At 52.8% G+C, this 17,675-nt stretch carries 13 protein-coding genes and 2 pseudogenes; 6 read left to right on the top strand and 9 right to left on the bottom strand.

The window, feature by feature from the left end; translation table 11 throughout:
- The first annotated feature begins 22 nt into the window (after nt 1-22).
- The 3 genes and pseudogenes from ABJL60_RS02440 to ABJL60_RS02430 all read left to right on the top strand — a co-directional run bounded on the left by ABJL60_RS02440 (nt 23) and on the right by ABJL60_RS02430 (nt 2,193).
- Nucleotides 23-730 (top strand): GntR family transcriptional regulator, encoded by a 708-nt coding sequence (locus ABJL60_RS02440; protein ID WP_348412821.1) that lies wholly within the window; start codon nt 23-25, stop codon nt 728-730.
- Nucleotides 731-828: 98 nt separating this feature from the next.
- Nucleotides 829-1,298, top strand: a pseudogene (locus ABJL60_RS02435) (alcohol dehydrogenase catalytic domain-containing protein); the annotation flags it as partial.
- Nucleotides 1,293-2,193, top strand: a pseudogene (locus ABJL60_RS02430) (FAD-dependent oxidoreductase). The pseudogenes ABJL60_RS02435 and ABJL60_RS02430, both read left to right, overlap by 6 nt.
- Nucleotides 2,194-2,259: 66 nt before the next feature.
- Here ABJL60_RS02430 and ABJL60_RS02425 read toward each other — a convergent pair.
- The 9 genes from ABJL60_RS02425 to ABJL60_RS02385 all read right to left on the bottom strand — a co-directional run bounded on the left by ABJL60_RS02425 (nt 2,260) and on the right by ABJL60_RS02385 (nt 13,710).
- Nucleotides 2,260-3,408, bottom strand: a complete 1,149-nt coding sequence (locus tag ABJL60_RS02425; protein ID WP_348432340.1) for an aromatic ring-hydroxylating dioxygenase subunit alpha — start codon at nt 3,406-3,408, stop codon at nt 2,260-2,262.
- 90 nt (nt 3,409-3,498) lie between these two features.
- Nucleotides 3,499-4,383: a succinylglutamate desuccinylase/aspartoacylase family protein gene (locus ABJL60_RS02420; protein WP_348502086.1), complete on the bottom strand. Its 885-nt coding sequence runs from the start codon at nt 4,381-4,383 to the stop codon at nt 3,499-3,501.
- Between the two features lie 125 nt (nt 4,384-4,508).
- On the bottom strand, nt 4,509-5,399 hold the full coding sequence (locus tag ABJL60_RS02415; protein WP_348432356.1) for a DMT family transporter: 891 nt from the start codon (nt 5,397-5,399) through the stop codon (nt 4,509-4,511).
- Nucleotides 5,392-6,915, bottom strand: coding sequence for a trimethylamine methyltransferase family protein (locus ABJL60_RS02410; protein WP_348432338.1), 1,524 nt, complete (start codon nt 6,913-6,915; stop codon nt 5,392-5,394). Before ABJL60_RS02410 ends, ABJL60_RS02415 begins: the two co-directional genes overlap by 8 nt.
- Nucleotides 6,916-7,024: 109 nt before the next feature.
- A complete protein-coding gene (locus ABJL60_RS02405) occupies nt 7,025-9,430 on the bottom strand; it encodes an FAD-dependent oxidoreductase (RefSeq protein WP_348286047.1) in 2,406 nt (801 codons plus the stop codon).
- A 45-nt stretch (nt 9,431-9,475) separates the two neighbouring features.
- Nucleotides 9,476-11,125: an ABC transporter ATP-binding protein gene (locus ABJL60_RS02400; protein ID WP_348432337.1), complete on the bottom strand. Its 1,650-nt coding sequence runs from the start codon at nt 11,123-11,125 to the stop codon at nt 9,476-9,478.
- Nucleotide 11,126: 1 nt separating this feature from the next.
- The gene (locus ABJL60_RS02395; protein ID WP_348502085.1) at nt 11,127-11,990 is read right to left on the bottom strand and encodes an ABC transporter permease; all 864 of its coding nucleotides are present in this window, start codon (nt 11,988-11,990) and stop codon (nt 11,127-11,129) included.
- Nucleotides 11,987-12,940, bottom strand: coding sequence for an ABC transporter permease (locus tag ABJL60_RS02390; RefSeq protein WP_348286052.1), 954 nt, complete (start codon nt 12,938-12,940; stop codon nt 11,987-11,989). Before ABJL60_RS02390 ends, ABJL60_RS02395 begins: the two co-directional genes overlap by 4 nt.
- A gap of 107 nt (nt 12,941-13,047) precedes the next feature.
- Complete coding sequence (locus ABJL60_RS02385; RefSeq protein ID WP_348286054.1) at nt 13,048-13,710, bottom strand: GntR family transcriptional regulator; 663 nt, start codon at nt 13,708-13,710, stop codon at nt 13,048-13,050.
- Nucleotides 13,711-13,929: 219 nt separating this feature from the next.
- On the opposite strand from ABJL60_RS02385, the gene ABJL60_RS02380 reads away from it, so the two are divergent.
- The 3 genes from ABJL60_RS02380 (at nt 13,930) to ABJL60_RS02370 (ending at nt 17,674) form a co-directional block, all read left to right on the top strand.
- Nucleotides 13,930-15,528, top strand: a complete 1,599-nt coding sequence (locus ABJL60_RS02380; RefSeq protein ID WP_348432335.1) for an ABC transporter substrate-binding protein — start codon at nt 13,930-13,932, stop codon at nt 15,526-15,528.
- A 63-nt stretch (nt 15,529-15,591) separates the two neighbouring features.
- Nucleotides 15,592-17,019 carry a trimethylamine methyltransferase family protein gene (locus ABJL60_RS02375; RefSeq protein WP_348432334.1) on the top strand — a complete coding sequence of 476 codons (1,428 nt, stop codon included), beginning with the start codon at nt 15,592-15,594 and terminating at the stop codon, nt 17,017-17,019.
- A 1-nt stretch (nt 17,020) separates the two neighbouring features.
- Nucleotides 17,021-17,674, top strand: coding sequence for a glutathione S-transferase family protein (locus tag ABJL60_RS02370; RefSeq protein ID WP_348432333.1), 654 nt, complete (start codon nt 17,021-17,023; stop codon nt 17,672-17,674).
- Nucleotide 17,675 lies beyond the last annotated feature (1 nt).

The raw sequence follows: 17,675 nt of genomic DNA, 5'->3' as shown, positions 1-17,675 counted from the left end.
AATAGACATATTGGACAGTACATTGGGTAATGCATCTGACGCAAAGATCGGCTTTCATGACATCAAACAGGAGGTCATCCGCCGTGTACACCGTGGCATCTGGGCCCCCGGAAGCCTGCTGCCAACAGAGATTGAGCTTGCCGCCGAGTTCGGATGCGCAAGGGCAACGGTTAATCGCGCGATGCGCGAACTTGCGGAACAAGGATTGGTAGAACGCAAGCGCAAAAGCGGAACGCGGGTCAAGACATCCCCTGTCAGATACGCCCGTTTCGAGATTGAGTTGGTGCGACGAGCTGTCGAAGACATGGGGGCAAAGTATCGATATGCCTTGGTCCACAAATCAATCGAGGCCGCGCCAGATTGGGTTATTTCGCAACTTTCACTGGGCCCAGGCGAGCAGGTAGCGCACATAAAGTGCATGCATTATGCCGACAATCGCCCTTTTCAGTACGAAGAGCGTTGGATCATAATATCAACCGTACCAGCTATTCTGGAGGCCGATCTGGAAACTCAAAGCCCAAATGAGTGGCTTTTGAACGAGGTCCCGTTCACCGACGCTGAAATCACGCTGTCTTCCGTCGCGGCTGATGCGGCACTCTGCGAATTTTTGGCTACCTCGCAGGGAACTCCGCTCTTTCGGTTAGAACGCACGACGTGGCTAGACAGCAAGGTCGTTACCTATGTTCGCATGACATTCAGGCAAGGTCACAGCATGACGACACGATACTGAAAGTGGCTTTGTAATGCAGGCGTGAATTGACAGGTCTTCTATAATTAAGATGGGCATATAAATAATATGTATGCGCTTAATGAAGGGGCGCCATCATGATGAGAACCCGCGCCGCAGTCGCCGTAAAAGCAGGCCAACCGCTTGAGATTATGGACGTCAATCTAGAAGGCCCCAAGCGCGGCGAGGTCTTGGTTGAGATCAAGGCCACGGGCCTGTGCCATACAGATGAATTCACTCGTTCAGGCGATGACCCCGAAGGGATTTTCCCGCCATTCTAAGCCACGAAGGTGCTGGCATAATGTTGGAGGTCGGCGAAGGCGTGACCAAGTTGGAAAAGGGCGATCACGTGATCCCGCTTTACACGCCGGAATGCCGCGAATGCGAATACTGCCTGTCGGGCAAAACCAACCTGTGCCAAAAAATCCGCGTCACGCAAGGCCGTGGCCATCTGCCAGACGGCACAACACGATTTTCGATGCTGGATGGCACGCCGATCCATCGTTACATGGGCTGCTCTACCTTTGCCATCCACACCGTTGTGCCCAAAATCGCGTTGGCCAAAGTGCGCGCACTTGGGCACCTCGGGGCAATCACATTGATCTAAGGCGAGCCCGCTCTACCCTATCAACGGCCACCGTTATCAAAGGCTTATATCCTAGGTGACATGACCCGCGAAAGCCTGTTTCTAAAACCTCAGTCGGGCTACGACGACGCGGACATAACTGTACGTCTAGGCGCGACAGTCACCAACATTGATCCAACAAACCAGCAGTTATCCATCGGTGACGAAGTCGTCTCATATGATGAATTGATCTTGACGACAGGTTCCAGCCCAATTTGCCTTCCTGCCGCAATTGGTGGCGATCTGGAGGGTGTATTCTGTGTGCGTACCCTTGCCGACATTGATGCGATGGCCCCAAACTTTCATGAGGGACAGCGCGTCTTGATTGTCGGTGGCGGCTATATCGGACTTGAGGCAGCAGCCGTTGCCGCAAAGCTTGGTTTGACTGTCACGATTGTAGAAATGGCCGAACGGATTTTGCAGCGGGTTGCCGCACCGCAAACGTCTGGGCCGCGGTTGTTGCGCGTCCTTCCCAATGGGCGACACGCGTATCCGCCTTGAGAGCGTCCCAAATGCGATTGATCAAGCCGAAGTGGTCGCTGCTAACATCCTGGGCGCAAAAACCGCCTATGTTGCGAAACCGTGGTTCTGATCGGATCAGTACGATGTGGAATTGCAGATTACCGGATTGAATACAGGGTACGACAACGTGATTACGCGTCCGGGGGACAAGCCGGGATCGGTGTCTCACTGGTACTATCGCGGGGCAGAATTTCTGGCGGTGGATGCTATGAACGCGCCACGTGAATTCATGGTTGGCAAGCGGTTGATCGAGGCAGGAAAATCGCCTGACCCTGACGTTATAGCGCTGCCTGAAACTGTTCTGAAATCACTCTTGTAAGAAATGCCGCGCACCCTCAATCGCGCGCACGGCATCTGCATTATTCAAGTGCTTTGGGGCCGCCGATCAAGTATCAACTTTGTCTGCGCCCAACATCTTTCCCATATACCCTAGGAAATCCCAAATTGTGCCCTCGAGATCTTCAGGTGCTAGAAAACCATGCTGCATGTAGCGTGTATTTTGTGATTTTTGCAGCGTCTCAAGTTTTGCCTTGTCTTCAGCGTTAAAGGATTTGCACAGGTCAACATATGCGACAACTTCGGGATCTTCGGGGTCTGTCTTAAATCCAGAAACCCCCCATCTGATCGCGACCTTATCCGTGCCAGCAGGGCGCAAACACAGGTGCAAGGTATAATTGGCCGCGACGGCCGTTACAAAACTTGGGAAGATGTTGAACAATACTGAGTTACGTTGTTCATCTTCGGTCATGTCCTCATGGAACGGACCGCGCGGCGGGAATGCCGGATCATAATAGGACCGATAAGCAGTCCAACGATCTTCACCGGGAACTTTCTTGCAAAGCTGCGTCGGCGTCATTGGCTGCAACGTTTTTGGATGTGTCGCGAACAGGTGATACCCTTCCATGAAGTTCTCAGTCAGGTTCTTCCAATTGGTGTTCCACACTGTTTCTTCACTAAACAGCAGGTTGCGCCCTTCGTTGTGGTAGTTGTGCAAGATGTCATCAAGTTTACCCAACTGCGGCGCAAGCGGATCGGCGTTGCCGTCCAGATTGACGAAGATGAAGTTGTTCCAAATTTCGGTTTTTAGTTGTGGCAGCGCACATCTTTTAGGATCAAGGGTTTGGATCTTTTTCATCAGAGGGGCTGTTTTTAGCGCGCCGTCCGTATTGTAGGTCCACGCATGATAACCGCAAACAAAGCTGCGCCGATTGCCGCGCGCTTCTGTCTCGACCATGTTGCCACGATGACGGCAGACGTTTGACAAAACGTAAATCTCGCCGTCGTGACCACGCGACACCAACAATTGCTCATCCACCAGTTCAGTCGTGAAAAAGTCACCTGCATTTGGCACTTCACCGACGTGACCAAGGCAAACCCACTCGCGGCGAAAGACATGTTCGCGTTCGAGCTCATGGAAATCATCAGAGGTGTAAAAGCTTGGATGCATCGTGCGGGCATTTTCCCGATCCAAGGATTTCAGATCCGTAAGTTCCTGACGCAGTGCGTCGGCTGTGTTTACTTTCGCGTACGACATGAGCTTCCTCTGACTCTAAAACTGTGATCACAGATAACTAACACTAAAATCGAGTACCGCCAAGAGAATTAGCAATGCAATGCGCACCGATTAAGCAATTGTGGGTTGAGATATTTCAGGCGCGATAAGGCACAAATGATCACCTGGTTCGACCAACGGATTGCGACGCACAACAGCAATGACCCCGTTTTGAGTTGCGGGCATCACTATGGGCTCAAATTGAAGATTGTGCATGTCGTACAAGGTGACGACAGGATCGCCTTTGCGAACATTGTCCCCCAGCAGCACATGAAATTCAGCGAGCCCGTAGTTGGTGCTGGTGATGTGCGTAGCACTATCATTGACGGCGATAAACCGGGTTGCAGGCGCTGGAGGGCGTTTCTCAATAATCCCCAAATGCCCCATCACTTGGTGCAGTCCCGCCCAGCCAAACTGAAAAGAGGATTGGGAAAAACGGCCAAGTCCTCCTAGTTCACACGCCAGAAATGCGGTGTTCAGATTATGTGCTGTTGTGTCAAAATCTCCTCCGGTGCCATCAATGTCACAAAGCATGGTGAAGGGTGCGCCAAACACATTTGCCAACTCCCAATTCCTACGGTTCAATTCCGCGTTTGGGCCACGGCATGTGAACCCGCAGTCGACATATTGCGTGGCCGTGCCACCTGAGTGGAAATCAACAATGACATCCGCCTGAGGGATGAGGTGCGTTGTAACGAAAGCCGCAACTTCATCCGTTGGACCCTGCCCAACATCGCCAGGGAAACTGCGGTTCATATTGCTCTGATCAATCGGAGATATTCGCGAGCGAGCCATGACCGCAGGCATATTGAAAGCGGGCAATATGATGATCCGTCCATTCACCGCATCCGGCTGCAACTCCTGCATTAGTTTACGCAGAATGATCTGCCCTTCGTACTCATCCCCATGACTGCCAGCCGTCAGCAGTAATGTCGCCCCGTTGCCGCCATGTATCACTCCGGCAGGCACTTTGATGGTGCTAAATGCATGCCGGTCGTCTGAATGGGTGACATCCAGGAACCCTGCCCGCTTGCCCAAACTGTCAAAATCCAGATTTGAGTGAACGCCACCATGGTGAAGCATTAGCTTTCCCTTCGCATAGATGGCGCATTGTCCACCGGTTCCGATATTTCGCGCAAGACCAGAATCCCGGCGACCAAAATAAGGGCCGCCCCCACAATGATATTCCAAGTGAGTGTTTCGCCAAAAAACACGGCAGCCATTATGAGCGCAGATGGGATTTCGACATATAAGAAAGGCGCAAGGAAATTCGCACGCGCCAGCCGGTAGGCATTTATCAACATTACATTGCAAGTGACAGATACAGCAGCGATTGCCAAAAAAGCAATCCAGTGTTGCAGGGTCGTTTGAGTGAGCAAGGGCCATACAAACGGCATCAACAAAGCGGCTCCGATCCAGAACTGCAAGAACAATGCCATGTTAGGATCCCCACGCACGGCCACCACGCGGTTTAGGAACAGATAGCAGCCAAACAAAACCCCCGTCCCGATAGCAAAATAGGCCCCTGGCGCGGGAGTGACCTGTGGATTTAGGGCAACCAGCACGCCCATCATCCCCATCACAAGTGCAAAGATCCCCACTTTGTTGATCCGCTCCTTGAGGAAGACAATTGCAAGCACCGCGCTCATGATCGGCGCGAAGGAATAGTAGGTTGCCGCTTCGGAGAACTGGATTGTTTGGAAAGAATAAACATAAGATCCAAACGCCACGATGATGATACAAGCCCGCAAGGTTTCGAATATCAGTGCCTGTTTGCTGGGTCGCTTGAAGGATCGTGTCACCAAGATCAATGGTGTGATCAACAGTGCTGAGCCCATGAACCTTACCCAAACGAGAACCAACAGCGGAACGGCACCGCTTAGGGATTTTGTGATCGCATCCGCCAGCGGAAAAACGACGAGCGATGCCGTCGCGAGTCCGGCGGCAACAAGATAGGATCGACTACTATTCATCAGCCGCAATCTTTTCTTTACGTCGGATTACATAAGCCTCCAGTTCTTCTTCGACGGCTGGATCAATTGGTGGCTTTTCGTACTCCCTCAGCAAGCGTTTCCAAATCTCGTTGGCCCGTTGGATTGCCGTCTTGGACCCGTCCTGTTCCCATGCTTCAAAATTCCGCCAGTCCGATAGAATTGGATCGTAAAATTCGGTTTCGTAGCGGGCAAGTGTGTGGGCTGTCCCAAAGAAATGTCCTCCCGGTCCAACCTCTGCGATGGCTTTCAGCCCAAGAGCATCGTCACTCAGATCAATCGGCTTTAGCATGGCAGCTTGCATTTGCAGCAGCTCCGCATCCAATATCAACTTTTCAAATGAACACGTTAGCCCTCCTTCGAGCCACCCACCGGCGTGCATCATCACGTTGATATGGCCCTGAACGCAGGCGTTGATGGACATGTTGCTTTCATAAGTTGCCTGCGCATCGGCACAAGCGGATGCCGTGGTGTTTGAGGATCGGATCGGAAGTCCGTAGCGGCGCGCCATCTGGCCAGAAATCATAACGGATTGCGCATATTCGGGTGTGCCAAGCGCAGGGGATCCGGTCTTCATATCAACATTGGACGTGAAATGGCCGTAAAAAACAGGCGCACCGCGACAGGCGGCTTGGCCGAGCACGATCCCTGCCAAAGCTTCGGCATTTTGTTGCACCAACGATCCGCCAATTGTGACCGGACTCATCGCGCCAGCTAATGTGAAGGGTGTGATATGTACAGGTTGTCCTGCGCGGGCAAATTCGATCACTGCTTCGGCTTGGCCATCGTCCAGCAACAGTGGTGAATTGGTATTGATCCCGCCCAATATCCCTGGTCGCGCCCGCAGTCCGTCATCGTCAGTTTGCAGGGCAATTTTCGCCATTTCGATGCAATCGCGCGCGCGATCCGCAGTGTTCATCCAACACGGTTGCCAGCCTTTGTCGCACAGCGTTGTTTGCGCCAACATCATATCCAGATGGCGCGTTTCAGGGGGCAATTCCAATGGCTCGCAACCTGCCCCTCCTTCGTGATGGAAGATGTTTAGCGACGACGACAGCTTCACAAAATTATGCACGTCTTCCAGCGTTCCTGCACGGCGCCCCTTATCTAGATCAGAGACGAACGAGGGGCCACAAACCGTTGCAAAAGTCAGAGAATTGCCACCAACAAGCACCGTCTTTTCAGGATTGCGGGCATGGATGGTAAATTCCGAAGGAATACCAACCAGCATCTCTTCGACCAAAGCGGGATCAAACCGAACGCGATGAGAGGACCGATCCACGTCGGCACCGATACCGGCAAGCAATTTCCGTGCGACGCCGCTGTCGACCTTCAATCCGACATCGCGAAGAACACGCAGACTGGCGTGATGAATGACCTCAACCTGATCGGTTGAGATCAGCTCGGTTGGAGGCAAAGGGTTCCGGACTTCGCTGAAGGGAAGCTGCTTAAATCCTGACGTACGAGAGGTGCGGTTTGGGCGGGATCGACGGGCCATTTGAATATTCCTGAAAAAGAGGTTGGGTTATGGGCAAAGCACGACCGCCAAGTGCTCCTGCCCAAGTTTCCTCGCCTACTATTTCTGTTCTGCGTCGATTGACCATTTCTTATTCTCTCATTCGGGAACCAGCGGGGTCAAACAGCGGGTTGGGCTGCAGTTGTGCCGGACAAAGTCGACCAAGTATTTCAACACTGTAGGCACCCCCCTCGTGGTAAGAATTTACGGGAACATATCCCAAGGCGATGTGATGTTCAGTAACCGGCCCCCAACCACCAGAGGAGACATATCCAACCGGTTCACCATCTAGGAAAATAGCCTCATCCCCCCAGATTGCGTCATCGCCAGCGTCCACGGTCAGGGTGATGGGCCGTTCGCGCGCAGCGCCGTAGTTTTGGGCCGCAACACGTCCAACAAAGTCACCTTTGTCTAGTTTAACATGATGCATCATGCCACATTCATGGGCGAAGTAATCCGATGTCAATTCTGTTCCCCAAGCGGCAAAGCCTTTCTCAAGTCGCAACATCATCAGGCTGCGCAATCCGCACAGCGACAGGTCATATTGTTCCCCTTCAGCAACCAGCGCATCAAATAGGGCGGGTTGATCTGTGCGCGGTAAATAAAGCTCGTACCCCGTTTCACCTGTGTAAGAGACCCGCAATGCGATTACGTTCTGGATTCCGGCAAGCGTGATTTCACCAGCACTTAGAAACGGAAAACCATTCGTGCTCATGTCGTGATCGGTAAGCCTTGATATCAGGGCTTTGGCATTCGGACCTGCGATGCTTAATCCCGCCAGATCATCAGACAGGTTCCGCAATTCGACGCCATCCGCTGGCAGGTATTTTCGGAAATGCCGCAAATACGCCAATTGCATCGCGTAAGTGCACACTAGCAAATAGCGATCTCCAAGGTTGGAAATCGTGAAATCGCCAATCACGCGACCGCTGTCAGACAGCATCGGCGATAGGCATAACCGCCCCGGTTTTGGCAAACGGTTTGCCATTATGTGATCAAGCCACTCTGCGGCCTTCGGGCCTGATACCTCAAACTTGGCCATATCAGAAAATTCAAACAACCCGACACCGCTGCGCAGGCGTTTACCTTCCTCAGCGACAGGTCCCCACCAGTTTGGTTGGCGGTAGGTCAGGCTGTCTTCTGCTTTGACGCCTTCGGGGGCAAACCACGTTGCGTGCTCACTGCCAAATCCAGTTCCGAACACCGCACCCTGTGCCGCTAATTTATCATGCACCGGAGATTTCGCCTGCGGCCGCGCCGCTGGAAAACTCTGGTAAGGGAAAATCTTTTCAGATCTGTTTTCATAGAAATAGCGGGTCATGTCTTCGGTGTATTTCTGTGTCGCGAAATCGCCAAAACGGGCAACATCCCAGTTGAAAATGTCGATCTCGGGCTCGCCCCCGATGATCCACTCCGCCATCACGCGTCCAATACCACCTCCCTGATTGAACCCAGCCATTATGCCGTTAGCGCAAAAGTAGTTTCGCAAAGCAGGGTGTGGGCCAATCAAAGGGCTCAGATCGGGGGAAAAAATCATCGGCCCGTTGATGACCCGCTTCACACCTGCCTCGGCAAGACAGGGCATGATCTCTACTGATTTTTCAAAATTCCATTCCATGCAGCTTAGGTCATCGGGCAGTAATTCATGCCCGAAATCCGCAGGCGTGCCATCCTTGGCCCAATGGGTGCAGGTGTGTTCATAGGCACCCAACAACATCCCCATGCCTTCCTGACGGGCATAACAGCCGGTTTCATTGTCATTAATCTGGGGCAGCTCAAATCCTAGGTTTTCGACCAGCGGGATGGTTTCAGTGACCAGATAGTGGTGCTCTACTGGCATCAGGGGCAGCTCAATTCCCGCCAAACGCCCGACTTCGCGCCCCCAAAGGCCAGCGGCATTTACGATGTATTCCGCATGGATCGTTCCCTTTTCGGTCACGACATCCCAAGTTCCATCAGCGCGTTGTTTGGTGGCCGTTACCGGCGTATGGCGATGGATGGTTGCGCCCAGTTGGCGGGCAGCCGCGGCAAAGGCTTGGGTGGCGGATGCGGGATCAACATGACCGCCCTCTTCTTCCCAAAATGCACCGATCATATGGTCCGTGTCCAACACTGGTGCCTTCTGTTTCGCCTCTTCAAGCGAGATGAAATGCCCTTCGATCCCCAATCGGCGACAGGCGCTTTGCATCATCGAGTTGCTGTCAATTTCTTCTTGGGTGCGGCAAATGTTCAACCCTCCGGTCGAATGGAACCCACATGCCTGCCCGCTTTCTTCCAACTCGCGATAAATCTGGAAAGTATAGCGGTGCATTTCCGCGGCGGAATTTGGCCGCACGACCGTAAAGAGACCGCCTGCTGCGTGCCAACTTGATCCAGAGGTCAATTCTTGGCGTTCCAACAAAGTCACATCGTTCCAGCCGTTCTTGGCCAAGTGATACAGGATCGAACACCCGACGACGCCGCCGCCGATCACAACAACCCGTGCAGTCGTTTCCATATGAGTAGCCCTATTCTTAAAATTAGCTGAGGCGTCAGCCTCTGTTTAACCCAATGCAGCCACAAGCTTACGGCGCTCGATGACAGCTTCGTCCAACCAATCCGTGCGCATCTCCGGTACGGAATTCAGCAATAGCTGTGTGTAGTCGTGGCAGGGTGGCGTCAGAACCTCATCCACCGGACCTTGGGCCACGATCTCACCCAATCGCATCACGGCAATCCGCTCCGATATCTTGGAAACTGTGGCAATGTCGTGCGTAATGAACATGTAACTTAGCCCTAGTTCATCTTGCAGGCTTTCCAACAGGTCCAGAATTTGTTGGGCAACAATCGTATCCAGCGCCGACGTAATCTCGTCGCAGATGATCAGGCGCGGCTCCGCAGCTAGGGCACGGGCCAGATTGACCCGTTGCCGTTGCCCGCCAGACAATTCAGGGGGGAAACGTTTGGCAAAATCTGTTGGTAGGTCCACCCGTTCCAACAGCCGTGCGACTTCGCGATCCGCGTCTTTTTGCGACAAGTCACGGTAGAACATCATGGGGCGGGATAGAATTTTGTTAAGTCGGTGACGCGGATTCAATGCAACATCCGCCATCTGAAACGCAAACTGGATTTGTTGCAATTCGCCATGACTACGCCCGGAAACGCTTTGGGCAAGTTGCTTACCATCCAGAAAGACGTTGCCCTCGCGCGCGTTCATCAGGCCGGATATCAGCCGACCCAATGTGGTTTTACCAGAGCCGGATTCACCAATCACGCCCACAGTCTCGCCTGCGTTGATGGTCATATTGATGTCTTTGAGCGCAATGGCCTCCTGTTTGGGGCCATAACCCGCAGTGACATTGCGCACTTCCAGCAATGGAACCTCGACGCTGGTATTCGCGGGTGGTGCATGGATCTCATCAGGCATCACATGTGCCGCTGCCATCAGTGCTTTTGTGTAGTCGTGTTGCGGGTCTGATATGATTTGTTCAGTCGCGCCATATTCAACCATCTTGCCATCTTTTAGCACCAGAATATGGTCTGCGATCTGTGCAACCAATGACAGATCATGGGTGACATAAATTGCAGCGGTACCGTTATCTTTGATCAGCTTCTTGAAGCTCGCCAACACTTCGATTTGTGTTGTCACGTCCAGTGCCGTGGTTGGTTCATCAAGAATTAGAAACCGTGGATCACTGATCATCGCCATAGCTGCCATCAAGCGTTGCAGTTGTCCGCCCGACACCTGATGCGGATAGCGTGACCCGATGGTTTCTGGATCAGGCAGCTCAAGTGCAGCGTATAGCTTGGCGGCCTTTGCCAACGCGTCTGGACGGGTCATGCTGCCGGTAATCACGGGAATTTCGGTCACTTGCGCATCGATGGTCATTGCGCTGTTGAAAGACGCCGCTGCAGATTGCGCCACATAAGTTATGTCATTTCCACGCAGCTTTTGCAGGTCCGCTAACGATTGCTCCAGCACGTTTTGACCCTCCAAGGTCACCGACCCAGAAGTAATGTGACACCCCGGCCGTGTGTAACCCATGCACCCCAACGAGATTGTTGTTTTGCCCGAGCCAGATTCACCTATCAATGCGATGACTTCCCCCGGTTGCACATCAAATGAGATACCATCGACGATCTTGAATTCGTGACCCTTCTTGTCACGGACTGACACATCGAAGTCGCGCACTTTCAAAAGAGGTTCAGTCATATCAGATCTCATCCGGAAGCTGTGCGCTTGAACGTTGAAGCAACCAATCGACAAAGACGTTCATAGAAATTGCGATCAGCGCGATGCAAATTGCGGGGTAAAGCGTGGTATATTCGCCGTAAAGAATGGCCTGCATGTTTTCCTTAACCATGACCCCAAGGTCAGATTGCGGCGGCTGCACCCCAAGACCCAGAAAACTTAGCGCCGAGATAAACAGGATTGCATAGGTAAAGCGGATACCAAACTCTGCCGCCAGAGGTGTCAGCGCATTGGGAAGAACTTCTTGCCAAATGATCCAACCTTTGCCTTCCCCTCTGACAATGGCGGCCTCGACATAATCCATAACCATGATGTTCACGGCCAGTGCCCTTGCGACACGAAACACGCGGGTCATGTCGATGAATGCGATGGTAAAGACCAGAACCACAAACGAACTGCCCAGCGAGTTGATGACGATCAGCGCCAGCATCAAAGACGGGAACGACAACATCGCGTCGTTCAAGCGGCTCACGTACGAGTCTACTTTCCCGCCAAACGCCGCGGCCAGAAAGCCCAGGCCAACACCGGCAAAGAACGACAGAAACGTGATTGCCAAAGCAAGGAACAATGTCACCCGCACGCCGAATATCATACGCGATAGAATATCACGGCCCAGATAATCGCTGCCCAGCCACATGGCCGCACTTGGCGATTCAAAACTGTTGTTAGTTAGGATTGCCCCCTCGTCATAGGGTGCGATCCATGGGGCAAGCGCGCCAACAATAAAGACAAATATCAAGATCAGAAGGCAAACCGTGACACCTGGTGTCAGGTCAGACAACACCTCTCGGAGATCTTTATGCCATGTGCTTGAATCAGAACTCACTTCTTATACCTCACCCGCGGGTTTGCCATAATGGAAAGGATATCGGCGCTCATGTTCAGAAGGATGTAGAACGAGCAAAAAATCATTGCACAGGTCTGCACGATTGGAACATCGCGGTTCGTGACTGCTTCGACCATAAAGCGGCCCAAACCCGGAAAATTGAAAAGGGTTTCGATAACGACGACACCGCTGATCAGATATGCAAGGTTCAATGCGACCACGTTTACGATCGGCCCAAACGCATTGGGCAAGGCATGCCGAAGCAATAAACGCCGTCGTGGAACACCTTTCAAAATTGCCATCTCAATCGCAGGACTGGAAAGCACGTTTAGGACCGCAGAGCGGGTCATCCGCACCATGTGTGCCAGAATCGTAAAGGTCAGCCCGGCAACGGGAAGGATCAGAATACGTATCCAGTCAAAGATATCATAGCTTGGTCGAATTGAAGCAATCGCAGGCAGCCAATGCAGCTTGACCGCGAAAACCGTGACAAGAATGACGGCGACCAAGAAGTCCGGAAAGGAAATCAGTGCAAGGGATGTCGAAGTGACAACACGATCAACCAATCCGCCTGGCTTTGTTGCGGCCAGAAGGCCAAGCGTAATTGCCAAAGGGACCGCGATAAGCGCAGTGCAGGTCGCCAATATGACCGTATTTTTGCCCCGGCGTGCAATTTCTGTACCGATGTCAGCACCGTTCGCAAGTGAAGTGCCAAAATCACCCACAACGAAGTTTGTGAGCCAGACAAAGTAACGAACATACATCGGTTCATTTAGACCTAAGCGGTCTCTTACTTGTGCCAGCAATTCTGGTGTTGCCCCCTGCCCGAGGATCGCATGTGCGACATCCCCTGGCAAAATCTCTGTTCCCACGAATACAAGAATAGAGACGAAGATCAAAGTCGCGAGACCAATCAAAAGCCGCTTTCCAAGGATTTCCATCAGGCTCATTTGATCCCCTTTCCAAGTGGCGGCCACGCACTGGAGATCAGCCAACTGTGATCACAGTTTTTAGAAATAGCAAGTAAAATGTGCGATAAAGTGACCAACCGTCTGCTTCAGCCTATCCGATTGTAAAGATGCACACCCCATTCTGCATCTTCTTCCATAAGACGCCGCGCCGCAGCGCCATCCCTTCTTCGCAGCGCATCAATAATCTCCAAATGCTCACCCATCCAATTGTCTGGATTGACCAAATTGACGATACCATGCGCCAGCCAAGGGCCTGTTCGCACGTAAAGTGACTCGATCATCGACTGCAGTGCGTGGTTTCCGGTCAGTGAATAGACATGGGAGTGCAATCGGAAGTTACTCGCAAGAAATGAACTTGCGTCCTGCTTCTGCCACGCGATTTCCATCTCGTTAGCAAAGCGCTCCAAGATTTCTAGATCTTGATTGTTGACCCGCTGTGCTGCGATCTCAGCGGCAGCGCCCTCCAAAACAGCACGCACAAAAAACAGGTTTGATGCTTCAGCAGACCTAAGGTCGGGAACCCGGTACGCTTTCTTTTTGGCACCAATCAAAGCGTGTTCGGTAGCGAGCTGACGTAACGCTTCGCGCACCGGCATTGCGCTGACACCAAACTTTTCCGCCAACTTTCGGATCGATAGTTTCGCGGCGGGCTTTAGGTCGCCGACAATGAGTTCCATGCGCAACCCAGAATAGATTTTACTGCTCAGATTTTCTGACAGATCATCCCCTGTGCTCTCTGGGTCATTCATTTTTCTGGGTGCCTGCTTCAATTTGTGTAAGCGCTGAACCTAGTACATCTTCTTGTGAAAAGGCAACTTCACCAGCATCGCGAGCGGATCAAAGGACTTGCTTTTGGATTTTGACTGTGATCACAGTTAGAGATCACAAGGTGACAGCAAGCCAAAAATGGGCAAGAAAAGTCGTCAGAGGGCAGACTTTCTGGATCACCATGCAAGGGAGAAATGCGAATGTCAGACGACGAATTCAACGACTACCTTTTCGGCCAGTATGTAGCCAACAAAATTTCGCGACGGAAATTTATGGGTACGATGGCTGCAGCCGGTGCGACGGCCAGTGTGATCACTGGGATGACCGCCAAGCGGGCCTCAGCGGCCACACCGAAAAAAGGTGGACGGTTGGCTATTGGTATCGAAGCCGCCCAAGCACAGGACACTTTAGACCCCGGGAAATACTTCAGCACCGCGAATATCCAGATGGGATATTCCGTACATGACGTGCTGGTGAACCGGGACGCAGAACTAAAAGCCCAACCATGGTTGGCCACCAGTTGGGAATCCAACGCTGACGCTTCGTCTTGGGTGTTCGATCTGCGCGACGACGTGGAATTCCACGACGGATCAAAGTTCGGCGCTGACGATGTGATTTACGCAATCACCCGTTACACCCGCGAAGATTCAGAAGCGCCCGCAAAATCATTTCTGAGCCAAATCACCAGCATGGACAAGTTGAGCGAACATCAAGTTCGTTTCAATCTTGCCGCATCAAATGCGGACTTCCCGATGGTGCTGAGCGATACGCGCGTGCATATGACTAAGGCGGGCTTGGAAGATTTCACTGGCAAGCCCACGGGTCTGGGACCATTCAAGGTCGTCGAATTTACACCGGGCAGTCGCTATGTGTTTGAACGCAACGACAACTATTGGGGCAGTGATGGTCCCTATGTTGACGAGGTGGAATTCATCGGGATTGCCGACAACACCTCACGTATCAATGCGTTGATTGCAGGGGACATTAATGTCCTGTTGCAACTGGACCAAAAAGCAACACGGCTAATCGAAAACAGCGGATCGTCCTACGTTATCAACGCACCAAGTGGCGCGTTCCTAAACCTCGCGATGATGCTGGACCGTGAACCGACAAACAATCCTGATTTCCGTCTTGCCATCAAGCACGCAATCGATCGTGAAGGTATTCGGGACAACATCCTTAAGGGACTGGGTACTGTCGGCAACGATCACCCGATTTCGCCCATTGACCCCTATTACAACGCCGACATTCCACAACGCGTCTACGATCCAGAAAAAGCGCGCTTCCACATCAAGAAGGCCGGTTTGGAGAATACCCCGATTGACATCTACGGTTCGGATGTCGCCGGTACAGGTGCATTGGCAGCAGCACAACACCTGCAGCAAAGCGCAAAAGCGGCGGGGATCGATCTGAATGTAATCAATCCGCCTGCTGACAGTTTCTGGTCAGCTGTTTGGATCCAAAAGCCAATGATCACATCCGGCTGGGATCCCCGCCCGGTGCCGGATTTGATCTTCTCGATCGCATTTTCCAAGGCTTCCGGTTGGAATGAGACACTCTGGAAGAATGACACCTTTGAAAAGCTTCTGCTTGAAGCGCGTGGCACCCTTGATTTCGCGAAACGCAAAGAGCTTTACGACGAAATGCAGTTGATGTTGCACGATGACGGTGGCCACGCGACGCTTGGCTTCCGCAACTTTGTTGACGCTGCCGCGAACGAAGTTCAGGGCATCACCCCACACGGGTCTGGTCCATTGGGTTTCTATCAAGCACAGCGGACGGCTTGGATCGACAGCTAAGCTCCAACCCAAAGTGAATGAGGCCGGCATTCATGCCGGCCTCTTTTTCTTGAGGAACGCGCAATGGCGAGACGTGCACATTCTCGGGGCCGCAAGGCTGCGCAAGATCGCGCAGGGTCTGTTCCTGTTCAACGCCATGAGCGGCGCAACCAATTAAGAACAATTGATGCAGATTCCGCCGAGATGATCTTCTCAGGGGTTTTAGATCTACTTGGCAATTTGGGCATGCAAGTCGACGACCCGCAGGCGCGTCAAATTCTGGTAGACGGCGGGTGCCGCGAAGATGGGCACAGGACGTATTACCCCCCCGAATTGGTCCGACGCACCATGGAAACCATCCCGCGCCGTATCGAGTTCTTTAACCAAGACGGACATCTCGCTTTTGCCACTGATGATAAGACGCCTCGCTTTGGCACTGCCGTAAATTGTGTCCAAGTTCTTGACCCGCGTACTGATATCTATCGCCCTTGCGTACTTTCAGACATTTCTGATCATGGTCGGCTTCAAGACGCGTTGCCACACATCGACATGGCCGCATCGCTTGGATATCCCAGCGACATTGGTGCCGAAGATGAAGCATTGGCAAGTGCGCGTGCCCTGCTGAACACAACCCGAAAACCGATTTTTTTCACAGGCCATGATGAACATGGTGTCCGCGCCATCTGGGAAGAAATGGGACAGCGGGTTGGGGGTATGACCGCGCTGGCTGACAAGCCAATTGGGCTGGATCTTATCGGCCCGATTTCGCCCATGAAGCTGGGTGAGGAAACATGCCAGCGCTTGATCATGGCCGCGCAATTGCATCTGCCCGTTGTATGTTATCCCGCGATTTTCCCCGGCATGGCCTGCCCCCTCACTCTGGCGGGGGCAATCACCCAAGCAACGGCAGAATCACTTGCCGGGATTGTACTAAGCCAACTGGTGTCGCCAGGTGCGCCCGTCATGTCAGGGTCGTCCGTGATGCCAATGGACATGCGTCGCGCTGACATGGCGATTGGATCACCAGAATATACTTTGGCGGGCTTGGGGGCGGCAGATATTTTTGACTATCTTGGCATTCCCAGCTGGGTAGGGTCGGGCTGTACCGATGCGCATGATATTGGCCCGCAAGCATTTGCCGAAGTGAGCGCGAGCCTTCATGGGACCAGTGTTTCATCAACCGCTTTGACACATAACCTTGGCGTCCTGTCCAGCGGGCGAACGGGGTCGATGGAAATGCTGGTTGCGTGCGATGAAATGGCCGCGATGGCAAGCAGGTTCAGCGCCGGCATCCTTGTCACCAAAGAAACCATCGCAACCGAGGTTGTGACGCGAGCTGCCTTGGATAACAGTTTTTTGACAGACCAACATACGTTGGATCGGTATCAGACCGAAATGTGGATACCGGAGCTTTTCCAACGCGAGGGGCTGGAGAACTGGCAGGAATCTGATGCGCTTGATATGTCTGCGCGTCTAAAAGAGAAAACACTGACACTGATGCAAGGCTCATGAAATGACCGAATACACTTTGTTCTGCGCACCGGACACCTATGCGATGTCTGCACATGCGATCCTTGAACATGTCGGTGCCGACTATGCCCCGCACTGGGTCGAACTTTTCCAAGCGGCCCCTGATCCGGCATTTTTGGCTGCCAGCCCCCATTGCCGCACACCGGCCCTGTTGGGGCCGGATGGGCCGGTTTTCGAGACCGGTGCAGTGGCGCTCTATGTTGCGGAAAAACACCCGGACTCTGGCTTGTCGATACCGCAAGGTGATCCCCGACGCGGGGTGTTTTTGCAATGGCTTCTCTACCTCGCCACCACATTGCAGCCCGATGTGATCATCCAGTTCCATCCTGAATTCTACTTTGCTGATACAGGTGATCAGGCGCGCCTCAAGGCGGCATCGATGGAACGGTTAGAAGGCGTTTTTGCGACACTCGAAAGCGCGTTGGAAAATGGGCCGTATTTCTTTGGCGACACGCCAACTGTGCCCGACTTCATCCTCGCGACACAAACCATTTGGGATGTGATCTTTCCTGATCAGGACATTACCCGTTATCCAAACATCGCCCGTCAACGTGACGCGATTTACGCACTACCAGCGACGCAACGGATGGTTGCCCAACATGCCGCTGAACGTGAACGGCTTCAACAAAAGGCTTAAG

This window comes from Ascidiaceihabitans sp. (assembly GCF_039986515.1).
Taxonomy (GTDB): domain Bacteria; phylum Pseudomonadota; class Alphaproteobacteria; order Rhodobacterales; family Rhodobacteraceae; genus Ascidiaceihabitans.
The sequence above is the reverse complement of the archived record's forward strand: the minus strand, read 5'-3'. Positions and strand labels throughout refer to the sequence as shown.